The sequence below is a fragment of the Flavivirga algicola genome, assembly GCF_012910715.1.
Lineage (GTDB): Bacteria > Bacteroidota > Bacteroidia > Flavobacteriales > Flavobacteriaceae > Flavivirga > Flavivirga algicola.
This window is the reverse complement of the sequence record NZ_JABBHF010000006.1, coordinates 343,097-359,363: the sequence shown is the minus strand read 5'-3', so window position 1 is coordinate 359,363 and position 16,267 is coordinate 343,097. Positions and strand designations below refer to the sequence as shown.

At 35.6% G+C, this 16,267-nt stretch carries 11 protein-coding genes; 9 read left to right on the top strand and 2 right to left on the bottom strand.

What is annotated here, in order from left to right:
* Positions 1-8: 8 nt before the first annotated feature.
* Positions 9-764: a fibronectin type III domain-containing protein gene (locus HHX25_RS12665; RefSeq protein ID WP_169673983.1), complete on the bottom strand. Its 756-nt coding sequence runs from the start codon at positions 762-764 to the stop codon at positions 9-11.
* Positions 761-3,754, bottom strand: coding sequence for a T9SS type A sorting domain-containing protein (locus HHX25_RS12660; RefSeq protein ID WP_169673980.1), 2,994 nt, complete (start codon positions 3,752-3,754; stop codon positions 761-763). Before HHX25_RS12660 ends, HHX25_RS12665 begins: the two co-directional genes overlap by 4 nt.
* Before the next feature lie 286 nt (positions 3,755-4,040).
* Between HHX25_RS12660 and HHX25_RS12655 the strand changes: the two genes are divergently transcribed.
* From HHX25_RS12655 to HHX25_RS12615, 9 genes are all read left to right on the top strand, one after another.
* The gene (locus HHX25_RS12655; RefSeq protein ID WP_169673977.1) at positions 4,041-4,676 is read left to right on the top strand and encodes a GntR family transcriptional regulator; all 636 of its coding nucleotides are present in this window, start codon (positions 4,041-4,043) and stop codon (positions 4,674-4,676) included.
* Positions 4,669-5,934, top strand: a complete 1,266-nt coding sequence (locus HHX25_RS12650) for an MFS transporter (RefSeq protein WP_169673974.1) — start codon at positions 4,669-4,671, stop codon at positions 5,932-5,934. Before HHX25_RS12655 ends, HHX25_RS12650 begins: the two co-directional genes overlap by 8 nt.
* Before the next feature lie 14 nt (positions 5,935-5,948).
* Complete coding sequence (locus HHX25_RS12645) at positions 5,949-6,509, top strand: D-lyxose/D-mannose family sugar isomerase (protein ID WP_169673971.1); 561 nt, start codon at positions 5,949-5,951, stop codon at positions 6,507-6,509.
* A gap of 31 nt (positions 6,510-6,540) precedes the next feature.
* The gene (locus HHX25_RS12640) at positions 6,541-7,500 is read left to right on the top strand and encodes a sugar phosphate isomerase/epimerase family protein (protein ID WP_169673967.1); all 960 of its coding nucleotides are present in this window, start codon (positions 6,541-6,543) and stop codon (positions 7,498-7,500) included.
* A 3-nt stretch (positions 7,501-7,503) separates the two neighbouring features.
* The gene (locus tag HHX25_RS12635; protein WP_169673964.1) at positions 7,504-7,929 is read left to right on the top strand and encodes a GlcG/HbpS family heme-binding protein; all 426 of its coding nucleotides are present in this window, start codon (positions 7,504-7,506) and stop codon (positions 7,927-7,929) included.
* Positions 7,930-8,097: 168 nt separating this feature from the next.
* Positions 8,098-12,255 carry a hybrid sensor histidine kinase/response regulator transcription factor gene (locus HHX25_RS12630; protein WP_169673961.1) on the top strand — a complete coding sequence of 1,386 codons (4,158 nt, stop codon included), beginning with the start codon at positions 8,098-8,100 and terminating at the stop codon, positions 12,253-12,255.
* 397 nt (positions 12,256-12,652) lie between these two features.
* A complete protein-coding gene (locus tag HHX25_RS12625) occupies positions 12,653-13,777 on the top strand; it encodes a glycoside hydrolase family 5 protein (protein ID WP_169673958.1) in 1,125 nt (374 codons plus the stop codon).
* A 3-nt stretch (positions 13,778-13,780) separates the two neighbouring features.
* Positions 13,781-15,661: a DUF5060 domain-containing protein gene (locus HHX25_RS12620; RefSeq protein WP_205958038.1), complete on the top strand. Its 1,881-nt coding sequence runs from the start codon at positions 13,781-13,783 to the stop codon at positions 15,659-15,661.
* Positions 15,662-15,720: 59 nt separating this feature from the next.
* Positions 15,721-16,236, top strand: a complete 516-nt coding sequence (locus HHX25_RS12615; RefSeq protein ID WP_169673955.1) for an RNA polymerase sigma factor — start codon at positions 15,721-15,723, stop codon at positions 16,234-16,236.
* Positions 16,237-16,267: the final 31 nt, after the last annotated feature.

Genomic DNA, 16,267 nt, shown 5'->3' with positions numbered 1-16,267 from the left:
GATTCATACTAATTTGTTGTGAAGCTCCATACCTGTCCAATGGTTATGCCCCCCTTGCCATCCTTTGCAACGACCTTCCAGTAGTAAGTGGTCGCGGCCGCCAGTGAGGAGGCCACATAATCCTTGCTCGGGTGGTCTGCCACCACCTTGGTGGTCGGTGACGGGTCGGTGTCCAGATAGATATCGAAGGTCAGGCTGTCGCCGTCCACGTCCGTTGCACCCCACATCAGTGACGCCGAGGTCCCCTGTACGGTCCCGTCCATTTCTGGCTTCTGCAGCGAAGGGGCGAAGGGCAGGTGGTTCTCCTCCCCAAAGCCTTCCGTGTAGAGCTGGAATGCCGACGAAAAGTCGCTCGAGGCATTCTTGCTGTCGCTCGCCCTCACCCGCCAGTAATAGGCCTGGTCCCTGTCCAGAAGGATGGTCCTGCTGGTAGCGGTTATGTTGTTGACGCTGTGTGTTATCTGTGTGAAGGCGGCATCCAGGGACACCTCAATGGTATACTTTATGGCATCCTCCTCCGCATCGCTCGAGGCCGACCAGCTGAACTCAAGGTTGTTGTCTATGCACAGCAGGTTGTTCTCGGGGGCCGACAGCACGGGTACCGTTGGCGCATTGTTGCCTGTCGGTCCCGGGTCTGGTCCTGGGTCTGGGCCTGGCCCAGGGGCATCACTGCCGCCGCCGCAGGCCGTTACTAAAATTCCGATCATCGTAATAAACAAATACTTTTTCATGGTTGTTCTTCTTTTTGTTGTCTTTTTCATCATTTCTTGATTATTTTTAAAACCTTTGGTCTGCCGTCCCCCATCTCTATGGAGGCAAAATAGATACCAGCAGGCGCGCCGTTTATCTCCAGTCCCACTCGGCCGTCGCTCACGGGATAGCTTCCCGAGGAGACCAGCTGGGAATAAACGTTGTAGACGGACACCGTAACATTTTTGAGTGGTGCGGGCAGCGCTATGGAGAGCCCTCCCTCTGTCGGGTTGGGGGACACAGAAACAATACCGTTCATGGTCTTGCTGAGCACGCCCTCGCAGGCCACACTTGTTTTTACCTCCACCACGTCGCCATAGGAGGCATCAACGGAGAAGGCGGGCGAGGATGTCCGCAGGACCTTTGCGCTGTTCACGTAGACATCGAAGGGCGCCGTGCCCTCGGAGATGTTCACGGCCACCTTGCCAGAGCCCGAGGTCGTCTTGCCCGTTACCGAGGTACCCGCCTCTATCTCCAGACCGTAGCACTGGATGGAACCGCTGGCCGTATTGGTGATGCACAGCTCGTAGGGGCCCGCGGCCAGGTTCTCTATGAGCCAGTCGCTGGTAAAGTTGATATCGGAACCGCCATCAAGGTTGGCAACATAGCTCCCGGAACCCTTTGCCTGGATCCTTATCTGGCCGTTGCCCTTGTCAAGACAGGTCTCGCCTGTAGCCTTGACCGTGTAGCTGTCGTCACCTGTCTCTACGATGGCACCCGTACAAGGGACAGTTGCTAAAACAACTTTACCTGTGTTATAAAAATAATCTTTAAAAGTAGCTGAAGTAAAAGATTCGCCTCTTATTTTTCTGTTTGCAAAGTAATCTTTTACATCTTTACGATAGGCGGCTTTGTCAGGAACAGCACAACGGTATGTATCTAAATATAATCCGATATCATTAAAAGGAATATTAGGAGCATCGTTTGGTTGTGATCCAGAATAGCTAAAATCAAGTGTGGAAAAATCAGTAAAAGCGTTCATTGCAATCTGCTGATTATTACTAACATTTGGAGCAGCATTGGTTACGATATCACGATCTTCAGTTTCATAGAAAAAATTATCAGTAAAATCATAACCATAAGTTCCCATTCTTTTGTGTAAAAAATACGCATCAAACATGACTGTCATAGATGGGTATCTATTTTCCCACCAGGGGTCTATTCGGCTTCTCCAATTGTTTCTGGTAATACCGTTTTGCCAATTTGGAATCCCAATTTTTTGTAACATAGCCCCAAAAACATTTCGGGTGGCATTTGGGTTTAGTGGGTCATCTTCCATTCGATCCATATAAATATTATATTGGTCAGAAAAACGAGGATCTGTAATGTCTCTAGGTGTATCCCATGCGCCTAAGTTACAACTAATGTAGATGTTTCTTTGGTTTTTTCCACCGCCTGCCCAGGAGTTTTTCGTTCCAGCTCCCATTCTATAAAACACATTTTCAGTAATAATCTCTCCAGCATCACCGCCATCTGAATGAACACCGCCTTTTAATACAACACCTTTTATATGCATGTTATGATGCAAGAAATTGTGTCTGAATATAGATCCAAACCCACCTAATTCATGGGCTGTGTAGAAGAAACCACCATCTCCTTCTTCTATTTGTGCATTAAAAACTTCGTTTTTTTCGATGAGATGTTCTACACCAGAATATGTGAAAGGCTGTCCGTTAATATTATGAGCCAAATTGTTTCTAAATACATTTCCAGCACCAGTAATCCCAACTACTTTTCCTAAGTAGTCCTTTGAGTAAATTTGTGTAAAATGACAGTTTTCCCAAGAGTTATTCGCTTTATCTATCGAATTATTGTTATAGCTACCTCCATATAATCTCCCGCCTCCACTAACATCAAAAAAGTCACAACTTTGTACCGAGTTGTTTGTTCCGTTAAAAATGTTTACAGCAGTTAATGGATCTGCGATGTAACGAAATGTGATGCCGTTAATATGAACGTTACTACTATTATCTCTCACATTAATAGCGCCATCACCTCCAGAGCCTTTTGCTAGGTGTTGTATGGTCATGCGTTCAATAGTGATGTCTTCTACACCGCTCATTGTAACTAACATGGAGCCACCCCAAACACTGATTGTATTTTGAGGGGTTATATTTTTGTATGGGTATATATAAAGGATATTATCAATATCATCAAAGTACCACTCTCCAGGCATATCCAGTTCGTATAAAATATTAGTAAAATGGACACGGGGAGGCGAATGATGACTGTCTATTCCATATCTGGTACCATGAATACCTCTAATATGATCTCCGTTAAATTTGACTGTTGCCAATGGATTAATCTTTTCTCTAACCCAGTCCGCAGAAATATTTCCCCAGAAATCAATTTTACCATTACGAATAATTTCAGCTTCCCAGGCATCGCTGTTAAAAGAAAAGTGATTGTCTAACTTAAAACCAGCTCCTTTTGGATTACTTGCTGTTCCTGTCGCACCCGGAGTTTCACTTAATTCTAAAGTATTGTTTTTATCTATGAGAGCAAGTCCTTCATTCGGAAATCTCGAAAGCCTTATCATTTCATCATCTATGGAAATGTTCATAAACCTTAGATTTAACAAATTGGAGAGATCACTATCTGTAATAGTTGTGGAATAAACTTTATTTACTACTTCTGTTTTAATGCGACCATCTAAATTGGTAGTAACTTTAGAGAACTTGTTTGGGTTAATGGTTATTCCTCCATCAAAAATCACTTTTTCATCTTGATATCCACTTATTTTCAAACCATTATCAGATGCATTCAAGTTTATAGTTTGGTCGTAATAGTATCGGCCTTCTCTAATCCAAATAGTTTTGGCTCCAGTAGACCTAGCTTTATCTCTTGCTGCAATTAAGGTTTTTAGTGGTTGATTGATATCACCGCTGTTTGAGTCATTACCGTTAACAGCAATGTAAATATCAGCTTGTGCAGATATCTTAAAATTGAATAGTATGAATAATAGGACTATACCTAAATGCTTATAAATATATTTTTCTTTCATTTTTTAAGTAGTTATCACATTAAGATAGAATAGGGGTACATTTTGATTTTATAAAACATTTCTATTCAACTTATAAAATTATGCCTTTAAGGCATAACCGAAGCGGTTAAAATGTTCATTTACTTATAATAAAATGTTCCATATTAACTTTTTTGTCTATTTAATTTACCTAGTAGACATGGAATAATAGTTTTTATATAATCGGCCATTTTTTTAATAGAAATATTTTTGCTAATATTGTATACCGTATACGAAAATTTAATTTTGTATACGAAATATGATGTACATGGATAAAATTTTCAATAATGAGTTAAGTGCTCAAGCATATAATAAAGTTCGGGCCATGATTATGTCTAGAGAGTTAGCCCCTGGACAAAAAATAGTTCAGGATAGACTTGCTGAACATTTAGGTATAAGCAGGACCCCTTTAAGATCGGCTTTACAAATGCTTGAAGGGGAAGGTTTAATAGTAGCGATTCCCAGAAAAGGTGTTATCGTAAAAGAATTTTCAGATATAGAGATTGTTGAAATATTCGATTGTAGAATGGCATTGGAAGGTACGGCAGTCAGGTTATTTACAAATCACGCCAGACCTGGAGAGATAAACGAACTTAAAGATTTGTTCTCGCCTTTTTTAGACGGTGATGTAGACATTGATGCTTACCAGCAAGCCGATGCAAAATTTCATAATATGATTATGAAGGGAAGTGGAAATGGTTTTTTGCACAGGCTTTTTCAACAAGGAAACTTATTAGTATGCATGGATTTAATAGGCTTGTTAAGATTACCCGATGAAACGCTTCCAGAACATCTAGCGATTATTGAAGCCATAGAAAAAAGAGATGCTGATCTTGCTGAATCTTTAGCTAAAGAGCATTTAGATAAAACAAAACAATTAATTTTAAAAAAAATAAATGCGTAGAAAAAGTCATTTTTTTCCAGTGAGATACCGCATGGTGTTAGGCACTTTTATTTTGGCTATGATCGTTCTATTTGATCGTATTTTGATTTCAGTAGCAAAAGATCCAGTGGCTAATGACCTTGGTCTGTCTGATAAACAAATGGGATGGGTACTCTCAATATTTGCTTTGGGTTACGCTTTATTTCAAACACCTTCGGGGTATTTGGCTGATAAATTCGGAGCAAGAAAAGTACTTACTGCGGTGGTTAGTCTTTGGTCAATCTTTACAGCTTTAACAGGAGCCGTTTATAATTTTGCGGCTTTAATTATAGTCCGGTTTCTTTTTGGTGTTGGAGAAGCGGGAGCCTTTCCGAGTATGGCTCGCGCCGTTTTTAATTGGATTCCTGTTAAAGAAAGAGGTTTGGTACATGGTATAAACTTTTCGGGAGGTAGAATAGGTGCAGCTATAGCGCTTCCAATTGTAGCTTGGTTGATAGATTTTACCAGTTGGAGAATGAGTTTTGTTATTCTCGGAGTTATAGGTGTTTTATGGGCAGTAATATGGTATTGGTGGTATCGTGATTTACCTGAAGATCATGTTTCGGTTAGGGAAAATGAATTAAAAATAATCAAAGAGAACATTCAGACCAAAAATACTGATAAACAAGCCATATCATTTAAAAAATTATTCAAATCAAAAGCTATGTGGCTCATGATGGGACAGTACTTTAGCAGTAATTTTACTTTCTTTTTCTGTTTAACATGGTTATTTCCCCATCTTAAAACTAAGTATGGCTTAGATATGGTTGAGGCGGGTTTTTACTCATCAGCGCCGTTAATTTTTGGTGCTTTGGGAAACTGGGTCTCGGGCTGGTTGGTCGATATTATATATAGAAAAGGAAAATTAGGGCTATCTAGAAAATTACCAGCTATTATTGGTTTTTCATTGGCAGCTATAGGTATTATTGCCAGTATTTATATGAAAGAAGTGACTGGTGCAGTTATTTTTATATCCCTGGCTGTTTTTGGAGCAGATATGACTTTAAGTCCTTCATGGTCGGCTTGTTTGGATATAGGGAAAGAACATTCGGGAACAGTAAGCGGTACTATGAATATGGCTGGTAACCTAGGATCTTTTTTTACAGCTTTAGCATTCCCTTATATGATTGCATTTACAGGTTCTAATACGCCATTTTTCTTTTTAGCTGCAGGATTAAACCTATTGGCCATACCCATGTGGTTGATCGTAAAGCCTCAGAAACCATTACAATTGACATAATTAAAATATAGATCATGATAAAGTTTGAAGAATTTAAAGAAGTCTGTGAAAAATCTATCGAGATGATTGAGGCAGCGGGATTATTGTTAACACCTGAAGATAAAAAAAAGATAACAGCTGCCGATTTTGGCTTAAGTAACCTTAAAAAAGAGGGAATTCAAATATTAACGATGTTTCAAACCAATAGAATTGCAGGTAAAATATTAGTGCTCTTGCCTTACCAGACAGAACCTGAACATTGGCATCCTACAGTGGGAAATGATCCAGGCAAAGAAGAAGTTATAAGAGCTATTAGTGGTGACTTATATTTTTATATACCAGGAAAAGATAACATGAAGGAAGGCTTTATAGTAGAAGGTAAAGAAGCATGTTATACCATGCGTAATGAAGTTGTTATGAAACCAGGAGACCAACTGGAATTACCAGCTGGTACAAAACATTGGTTTCAAGCGGGAGAAAAAGGTGCTGTTATGTATTCCTTTTCTACAACAGTTACAGATTTAATGGATCAATTTACAGATTCTAATATTGTACGAGAGACTGTTATAGAAGAAGCGCCAGCAGATACAGAATAGAAATGATTAAATAAAAATTCAAAAAAATAAAATGAAACAAAGTATTATAACTGCTTTTTTGAGCAAAACCCAAGATCGATTTTCCGAATATCAAAAACCTACTGGACTTAGAAAACGTCTAGAAATAGTAAAAAAAATAAATGGGGTGACAGGTGTTGAAATTGTATTTCCCTATGAAACAGAAGAAGCCTCTGCAACCAAGGCATTAATGCAGGAAATGGGTCTGGAATTTGCAGCTGTCAACGCCAATATTAAAAAAGAAACAAAATGGGTGCCAGGAGCTTTATCCAGACCCATAGACACGATTAGGCAAGAAGCTGTGCAACTAATTAAAGATGCCAAAGATTATGCCATTGCAGTTGGAGCACCTTTGGTAACCTGTTGTCCGTTATCAGATGGGTTCGATAATCTTTTTCAAGTAGATTATCAAAAGGCTTGGAAATATATGATTGACGCCGTAGCAGAAGCAGCAGATTATAAACCAGAAATGCCTTTGTTTATAGAATATAAAATCAATGAAACACGTGTAAACTGTAATTTAGATAGCTGTGCAAAAACTATAGTGTTCTTAAAAGAAGTTCAGAATACTGCAACTGGAGTTACTATAGATTTTGGGCATTCATTATTAGCCAAGGAAAATCCAGCACAAGTATTGGCTATGTGCGAGCAGTCTAATGTTGATTATTATTTACATACCAATGATAATGATTGGCAATTCGATTGGGATCTGATAGGCGGTTCCAGAAACTTTTTGCATACTGTAGAGTTTTTCTTTTATGCAAAAGAATTTGGTTATGATAAATACTTTACGGCAGATGCATCGCCACGAATTTTTGATATGGTAGGTTTTTTTACAGAGCATGCTGAAATGAACAAAGCTATTTGGAATATCGTTGAAAATTTAGATCGCGATAAATATAGGCGTTTGATGCATGAAGAAAAACATATGGATCTTATGAAATTAGTACGCAAAGAAATTTATAGACTATAAAAGATGCCAAAATCAGTATTTAAAATGACATATAGTGATGCAAAATCACTAATGAGTGCAGCGGTAAAGTCTGCCGATAAACACAAGGTTTCTGGCGCCATAGCTATTGTAGACAAAGGTGGTCATCCAATGCTATTAGAAAGTTTAGAAAACACTATGAGTGGTGCCTCTAAAATAGCTATTGGGAAAGCAGCTACTTGCGTAGCGTTTATGAGACCATCAAAAGATATTGAAAGCGTAATAATGGAGGGCAGAACGCCCATGTTAGTGCTTGATGGGGCTTTATCTAATGCTTACGTACCATTAAAAGGAGGATATCCCATATGGTATAAAAATGAATTGATTGGAGGTATTGCTGTTGCAGGAACTATGGATGCTGAGATGGATGAAGTTGTGGTTTTAGAAGCCCTTGAAAATAAAGGATGGTAAATTTTGCAAAGAAAACTATTTTTAAGTTTGTTGTTAATGTGAATAAGTTGAAAACAAAACCCCGTGACGAAACAGTTGTTGGGGTTTTGTTTTAATGAAATAAAATAGATAACATGGTTATGAAATCTAAAAATTGTAATTTAACATAGTCAAAAGTGTTATGCTTTCATGAAAAATATATTTTATTTTTTTGTTTATTATATATTACTACTGCCAATATCTATTTGGTCCCAGGAGTCACAAGAAGAATTTCATTTTGTTAATATAAAAGAAGGTATTGCAAAAACTGGGATTTCAAATATTATTCAAGATCATTATGGTTTCATATGGATTGGAACCAGTGGTACTGGACTATATAAATTTGATGGCATAGATTATACCGTCTATAAACACAGGTTGCAAGATACCACATCATTGAGCAGTAGTAGAATAGAATGTTCTTATCTAGATACAAAAAATAGACTTTGGATAGGTACAGAAAATGGTTTAAATCTTTATGATAGGGCATTAGATCGGTTTAAGAGAATTACTCTGGATGCAGCTAATCTTAACCGTGAATTTATTCTGTCGTTAGAAGAAGACTCGTCAAATAATTTATTAATCGGGACGCATGGTTTGGGCTTATTTAAGTTAAACCTAAGTACATTTAGTATTGAAAAAGTTTTAAACTCAACTTCAGAAAATGGTTCGCAACTTTATATTAACAGTATACAGCATTCTAAACAAGGCAAAACATTTGTAGGAACAAATTTTGGGCTCAAAGAGATTGATTTAGCTAACAATAAACTCATTCATACCAGACTGTTTTTAAAGGATAAAAAATCTATTGATACCGATATAGAACTATTTATAGATTCTAAAAATAACCTTTGGGTTGGTTCCCAAATTAATAAAGGTCTTTCAAAGTGTATTTTAAGTGATGATATAAACAGTAATGTTATTGAGGTTAAAGAACTAAAGTTTTCGACTAAAAAAATAATGGATATTATAGAACTATCGGATAATACTTTGATAGTTGGAACAGAAAACGATGGTCTTTTTCATATTAAAGGTAATGGAGATGTTATTAAAAACTATGTTTCAAGTAAAACAGAAGAAAACAGTATTCTACATAACTCAATTTGGTCATTATTTTTAGATAAGAACAATCGGATTTGGATGGGGTATTTTAATAGTGGTGTAGCCGTTAGTGATAAACTCTATGATAAATTTTTGAATATTAAAAGTCTGCCTACCAATGATAATTCATTAAGGGTAAGTTCGGTTATGGGAATGGTAGAAGACCGCTCTAAAATAATATGGATAGCAACAGATGGTGGTGGTATCGATATTTATAATCCAAAAACATCACTAATTAAACATGTAAGTAGTAACGATAAATCAATCTATTCTGGATTGACTTCAAATTATATTAAAACGTTATTTATTGATTCTCAGGGAAATATTTGGGCAGGTAGTTGGGACAGTGGTATTTTTCTTTTGAAAAAAGGAGAAAATAAATTTGTTAATTATAATATAGAAAACACTTTAGGAGGCTTAAAATCTAATACTATTGTTAGTTTTTCGGAGGATTCTAGCGGAATCATTTGGATTGGCACCTTTGGTCAAGGGCTTCATTCTTATAATCCAAAAATTAAAAGATTTAAAAAATACGACTCAGATGCTTTTGTAAAAAGCGGTCTTAATAGAAGGAATATTAGAAAAGTATTAGTCGATTCGAAAGATGCGATTTGGATAGGAACAACAAATGGCCTGTTTAGAGTTGATAAATTAAATAATAAAGGGACATTTGAGATTTCTGCATTAGGTAAAAAAATGACAGAGCTGTATAAGAATTCTTCAGATGCTAATCACATTCTTTCAATTTATGAAGATTCCAATGATAATATTTGGATTGGTACCCGAGGTGCTGGTATCTGTAAATATGATAAAATAAAAGATGAATTCATTTGGTATAACAAATTTACGGGCTTTAACGAAGAGAATGTGTCGGCAATAATTGAAGCAGATAATGGTGATTTGTGGATAAGTGGAAATTCTGGATTAACTAAAATCGATTTGCAGGATTTTGATTTTACAAACTATACAACTAATGATGGTTTGTTGTCCAACGATTTTAATTTTGGTTCTGTATTAAAAGGTACCGATGGCTTGCTGTATTTTGGGAATTTTAAAGGCGTAGATTACTTTAATCCAGAGCAAATAAAAATTAATACCAGTCCGCCGTCTCTATATCTTACCGATTTCAAGCTATTCAACGAAAAAGTGATTCCAAAAATAGAGAAATCTCCGTTAAATAAAGTGATTTCAGAAACAGATAGTATTTGTTTAACACATAAACAGTCTGTTTTTACTATCGAATATTCAGGGATTAATTATACCCGACCAGAAAAAAACAATTATGCATATTATTTAGAAGGTTACGAAACGACTTGGAACTATGTTGGTCAAAAAAGAAGCGCAACATACACGAATTTAGATGCAGGAAGTTATATATTTAAGTTAAAAGCAGCTAATAATGATGGGGTTTGGAATGAAAATCCCTTAAAATTGAAAATAGAAGTCTTACCACCTTGGTGGCGAACAAATTGGGCTATTTTCTCATATTTGTTATTATTTCTTTTTGGAATTTTTCTACTAAATCAACTCACCCAAAGTAGAATTAAAGAAAAAGAATTAATTAGGAACGAACGTTTGCAACAAGTTCAAAAAGATGAACTGAACAAGAAGAAAATTCAGTTTTTCACAAATATTTCCCATGAATTCAGAACTCCGCTCACTTTAATTCTAAACCCGCTTAAGGATATACTTAACAATACAGAGCTAGATTTACCTCAAAAGGTTAAGAATAAACATGCTATAATTTATAAAAATACAGATAGGCTTTATAGGTTGATAAACGAGTTAATGGATTTAAGAAAGCTCGAGTTAAGAAAAATGAACGTGAGGGCAGAAAAGATAAATCTAATAAAATTTTCAGAAAATATAGTAAGCTATTTTCAAGAAGAAGCTTTTAGAAAAAATATTTTATTAAATGTTAGTGCAGATATGCCTGATATTATGGTATGGGCAGATACAAAAATGCTTGAAAAGATCATTTTTAATTTACTATCAAATGCTATTAAAGTCACTCCAGATGGCGGCACTATTACCATTGAACTTTTGTCAACAGACCAATTGCATGTATTACCATTAATTGATAATTCTAAACCCGTAGATGCAATTGAAATAGTAATTTCTGATACAGGTCCAGGGTTAAATGAAGATCAAGTATCAAAAATATTTGAGCGTTTTTATCAAGTGGAAGGACAAAATAAAACTTATTTTGGAGGAACGGGAATAGGATTAGAAGTCGTTCAGAATTTTGTAAAGTTACATAAGGGGGTTATCGATGTTAAAAGTCAGGTTGGAGAAGGTACCACTTTTAAAATACTGTTAGCATCTGGTAATACGCATTTTTCTGAAAAAGAGATTATTTCAAGTGAAAGTGCTTGGCATGACAAGAAGGAAGATTTTTTAACGATGCCAACTGTTGAAATCGATGAACAATCTGATACAGATATTCAGTTTCATAAAACAGATACCGTACTAGTTGTTGAAGATAATGTAGAGTTAAGAGATTATTTAAAGTTAGAACTGAGTGATCAATACAAAGTTTTATTGGCAAACAATGGTAAAGAAGGTATTAAAATAGCAAGAGAGTCGTTTCCAGATGTTATAATTACAGATGTTATTATGCCTGAAATGGATGGTTTTGAGTTTTGCAAAATTATTAAAACAGACTCTTCTACAAGTCATATTCCTTTGTTGATGCTTACAGCAAAAGCAACTATTGAAAATAGAATTGAAGGTATAGAAAATGGTGCAGATGCCTACATGGTAAAACCTTTTGACCTTAAACTTTTAAAGCTTCGCTTAACCCAGCTAATAAAAAGCAGGCAACTTATTTTTGATAAATACTTTAGTGCCATTAGTGGGGCAGAAGATAATGCCAATACCACTTCAATTGATAAAGAGTTTATACAAAAATTGCTTAACTATATTAATGATAACATTGGCGATTCAAGTTTAGGCGTAGAAGAATTAGCTGCGCATTTAAATTTAAGTAGAAGCCAACTTTATAGAAAGGTTAAAGCGTTAACTGGACAAACCATCAATGAATTTGTAAGAAGAATAAGGTTGGAACGCTCTAAACAAATTCTTGAAAAAGGCAGTTCGAGCATAAGTGAAGCATGTTATAGTGTCGGATTTGCTTCTCCTTCATATTTTTCTAAATGTTTTAAAGCTCATTTTGGAATTTTACCAACAGAAATAAAGGTAAAATAACAACACATATTCGATAATTTCTTTCCATTTGCCTTTTTCTCAAACCTTATAACCTGGGTGCTATATAAAAGTAATAACTACCATTCATTTTTCTCATTAAAAAAAATGTAAACATTGATGTTTACTATAATCGTAAAGCTTAAACGTACAAATGTTGCATGAAATAATACAAATGTTGCATATGGGGATAAGCTGAATTAAACGCAACAATTCTTTCATATGATGCATTTTATGTAGCACTAATACTCTTAATGAAATGTTAAGTTTGAGTATTATCAATAGTATATGAACTGGAAAAAAATAAACAAAAAACTAATATTCGAAATCCTGCTAATTGGGTTTTTAATGTTTTTGTTGGTCATGGTATTTATCAATATTTAACCTTTAAAGTAAACAAATGCGGTTAAGAATTAAAATAGTATGTAATAAAGTAGTCTTATTAGGACTACTCATTTTACTTGGCATTTTTGTTGGGTGTTTACAAAAATCGGTTACTTCTGAAAACTTTGAAGTTAAAAGAGGAACTAATATAGCACATTGGTTGTCTCAAAGTGACCGTAGAGGCATAGAACGAGAACAATTCTTTACAAAATCAGATGTAAAAAAAATTGCCAGTATGGGATTTGACCATATTCGTTTGCCAATTGATGAAGAACAAATGTGGGACGAAAAAGGAAACCGATATGACGCAGCATTTAAACTAATGGAAAATGCTGTTGAATGGTGTGCAGAAAGTAACCTTAGAATTATTATTGATTTGCATATTTTAAGATCGCATCATTTTAATGCCACAGAAAAACCCTTATGGACAGATCCAGAAGAGCAAGAGAAATTTTTTGATCTATGGAGGGATCTTTCAAAATCACTTAAAAAATTTCCAAATAGTTTAGTAGCCTACGAACTAATGAATGAGGCCGTAGCAGATAATCATGAATCCTGGAATAGTTTACTAACCAGAGCTTTTAATGCAATTCGCGAGTTAGAAAAGGAACGCACTATTGTAATTGGTTCAAATATGTGGCAGTCTGTTGAAACTTTTGATGCGTTGAAAGTGCCAGAAAATGATAAAAATATCCTTTTGAGCTTTCACTTTTATAAGCCTTTTCTCTTAACTCATTACGCAGCAAAATGGACAAGCTTAAAAGCATATAATGGACCAGTGCATTATCCAGGTATTATTTTAACTCAGCAAGAATTTGAAATACTTCCTGAGAATATCAAAACAGAAGTAGACGAATGGGTAGGTAAGGAATTTAACAAAGATATTTTGTTCGAAATGTGGCAGAAACCTATCCAAAAGGCTAAAAATTTGGGATTGCCATTATACTGTGGGGAGTTTGGCATTATTTCCAATGCACCGGATAAAGAGACTGATGTATGGTATCAAGATATGATTCAACTTTTCGAACAAACAGGAATTGGGTATGCAAATTGGAATTATAAGAGTGACAATTTTGGATTGTTATACTATGATGGTAAAGAAAATAAGGATCTCATCAAAATTATCTCAGGAAGTAACTAAAAAATGAAACATCTTTTTTTACATACAAGCAGTTTTTTAATGCTTTTCGGTCTAACTGTATTTCAAAGAGACCAACAAATTAGTCCATCCATCATATTTAATGCAAAAACAAGTCCTCCTTTGGTTTATAAGCAATGGCATACTATAACATTATCTTTTAAAGGGCCAGAAACTTCAGAGCTAGATGCCGATAATCCTTTTTTAAATTATCGCTTAAGTGTTGATTTTAAACATGAAAAGACCAAGTATGCAGTTAGAGGTTTTTATGCAGCCGATGGGAATGCCTCAGAAACTGGAGCAAATAAAGGTAATATTTGGAAAGTGAGATTCACTCCAGACCATTTGGGAACATGGAGCTATACAGCAGTATTACATCATCAAGATAGCATAGCTTTAGAAAAGGATTTTACAAAAGGAACGCCAGTAGAAATATCAAATAAAACTGGGGAGTTTATAGTGAAAGGTTCAGATAAAGAAGCTCCTGACTTTAGGGCTAACGGTAGGTTAGTTGCATCTGAGGGTTATTATAAATTTCAAGGTACAGAAAAGTTCTGGATAAAAGGAGGAACCAATAGTCCGGAAAACTTACTTGGCTATGTGGATTTTGATGATACGTATAGAATGCAGGCTTCTAACCGAGAAGGAGAGGCAAGTACCAATAATGAAATACACCAGTATACGGCACACCTAAAAGACTGGAAGCTTGGAGATCCAAGTTGGAAAAATGGCAAAGGGAAATCTCTTATAGGCGCTATTAATTATCTGGCATCGAAAGGTGTAAATTCGTCATACTTTTTAACGATGAACATTTTAGGAGATGGTAAGGACGTGTGGCCTTATGTGAATCCAGATGATTTTTCTCGTTTCGATATCAGTAAATTGGAACAGTGGGAAATTCTTTTTCAGCATATGCAAGCTAAAGGGATTTTACTCCATTTAGTTGTACAAGAAACAGAAAATGAAACCATGCTCGATCATGGTAATACAGGTGCTATGCGACAATTGTATTTTAGAGAGTTGATAGCACGTTTTGGTCATCATTTAGCACTTAATTGGAATTTGGGTGAAGAAAATGGTCCAGCTTCATGGTCACCCGTAGGGCAAAATGATCGTCAGAGAAAAGATATGTCTAAGTTTTTGAAAGAAAATGATCCTTATAATCATCCTGTGCTTTTACACACACATTCCCATGATCCGTTAAGGAGCAAAATTTTAGACTCTATTTTAGGGTTTAAACATTTGGATGGTTTATCGCTTCAGCAAGATAAGAGAGAATTGGCTCCAGAAGTAGTTAAAACATGGCGAGAAAAAGCAAAAAAGACAGGACATGATTGGTTAATCACTATGGATGAAATAGGGTTATGGCATACAGCGGCTTTACCAGATAGTGAAGATCCTAATCATGACACCTTAAGGAGATACGCACTTTGGGGAACCTTATTATCTGGAGCCGCAGGGGTAGAATGGTATTTTGGTGCCAAGCATCCGCATAATGATCTTAATTCTGAAGACTGGAGAGAAAGAGACAGGCTTTGGGAGCTAACAAATCACGCTACAACATTTTTTCGAAACCACTTACCCTTTTGGGAGATGATGCCAGAACATTCATTAATTAATACCCCAAGGGCATATTGTCTGCGCAAAAAAGGAGAAGTATATGCCATTTATTTACCTGAATTAGAAAAACCTACTATCAATCTTAAAAATGTAGAAGGCGTGTTTGATATTACATGGTATAATCCCTTAAAAGGGGGCGCATTACAAAAAGGCTCAAAAGGAAGAATTCAAGGTGGACACATATCAGAATTAGGAGCTCCAGTATCTATAAAAGGTACTTCTAGCCAACAAGATTGGGTGTGCTTGGTAAAAAAAACAGAAAATTAATTTATAGTCGAAGTAGTAAGTCATCTTACGGTCTTTGTACTAAGCGAACAGTATTAATTATGTTAAACAACATTTTAAAAATAGGAATGCAATCTCAAATAGAGGCTATGTTTATAAAACATTATAGGGAATGGTGCTTGCTTTCCTTTAGCTATATGGAAGATATGTCTGAAGCAGAGGATATGGTCCAAGATGTTTTTGTAAAAGTTTTGAATAGAAGTAGAAATACAGAAATTTTAGACTTAAAAAGCTATATAAGCGTGGCAATTCGTAATACAAGTTTGAAAAGGATACAACGAACAAAAAAAACAGAAAAAATTAAAGATTATAATTTGGCAACATTATCACCTTCTCACGAAGAACTTTTAATTGATATTGAAAATAAAGCTAAAATAAAAGAAGCATTGGGAATATTACCAGAACAAAGTAAAAGGGTTTTTGAATTATGCGTATTGGAAGGTGCTAAATATCAAAGTGCAGCCGATACATTGGGGATATCCATAAATACGATAAAGTTTCATTTGAAAAAATCATTTAAAATTTTGCGGTTTAGATTACAAAACACATATTTTTAGTATAAAAAATGGTTTTATCGTATTTTTTTAG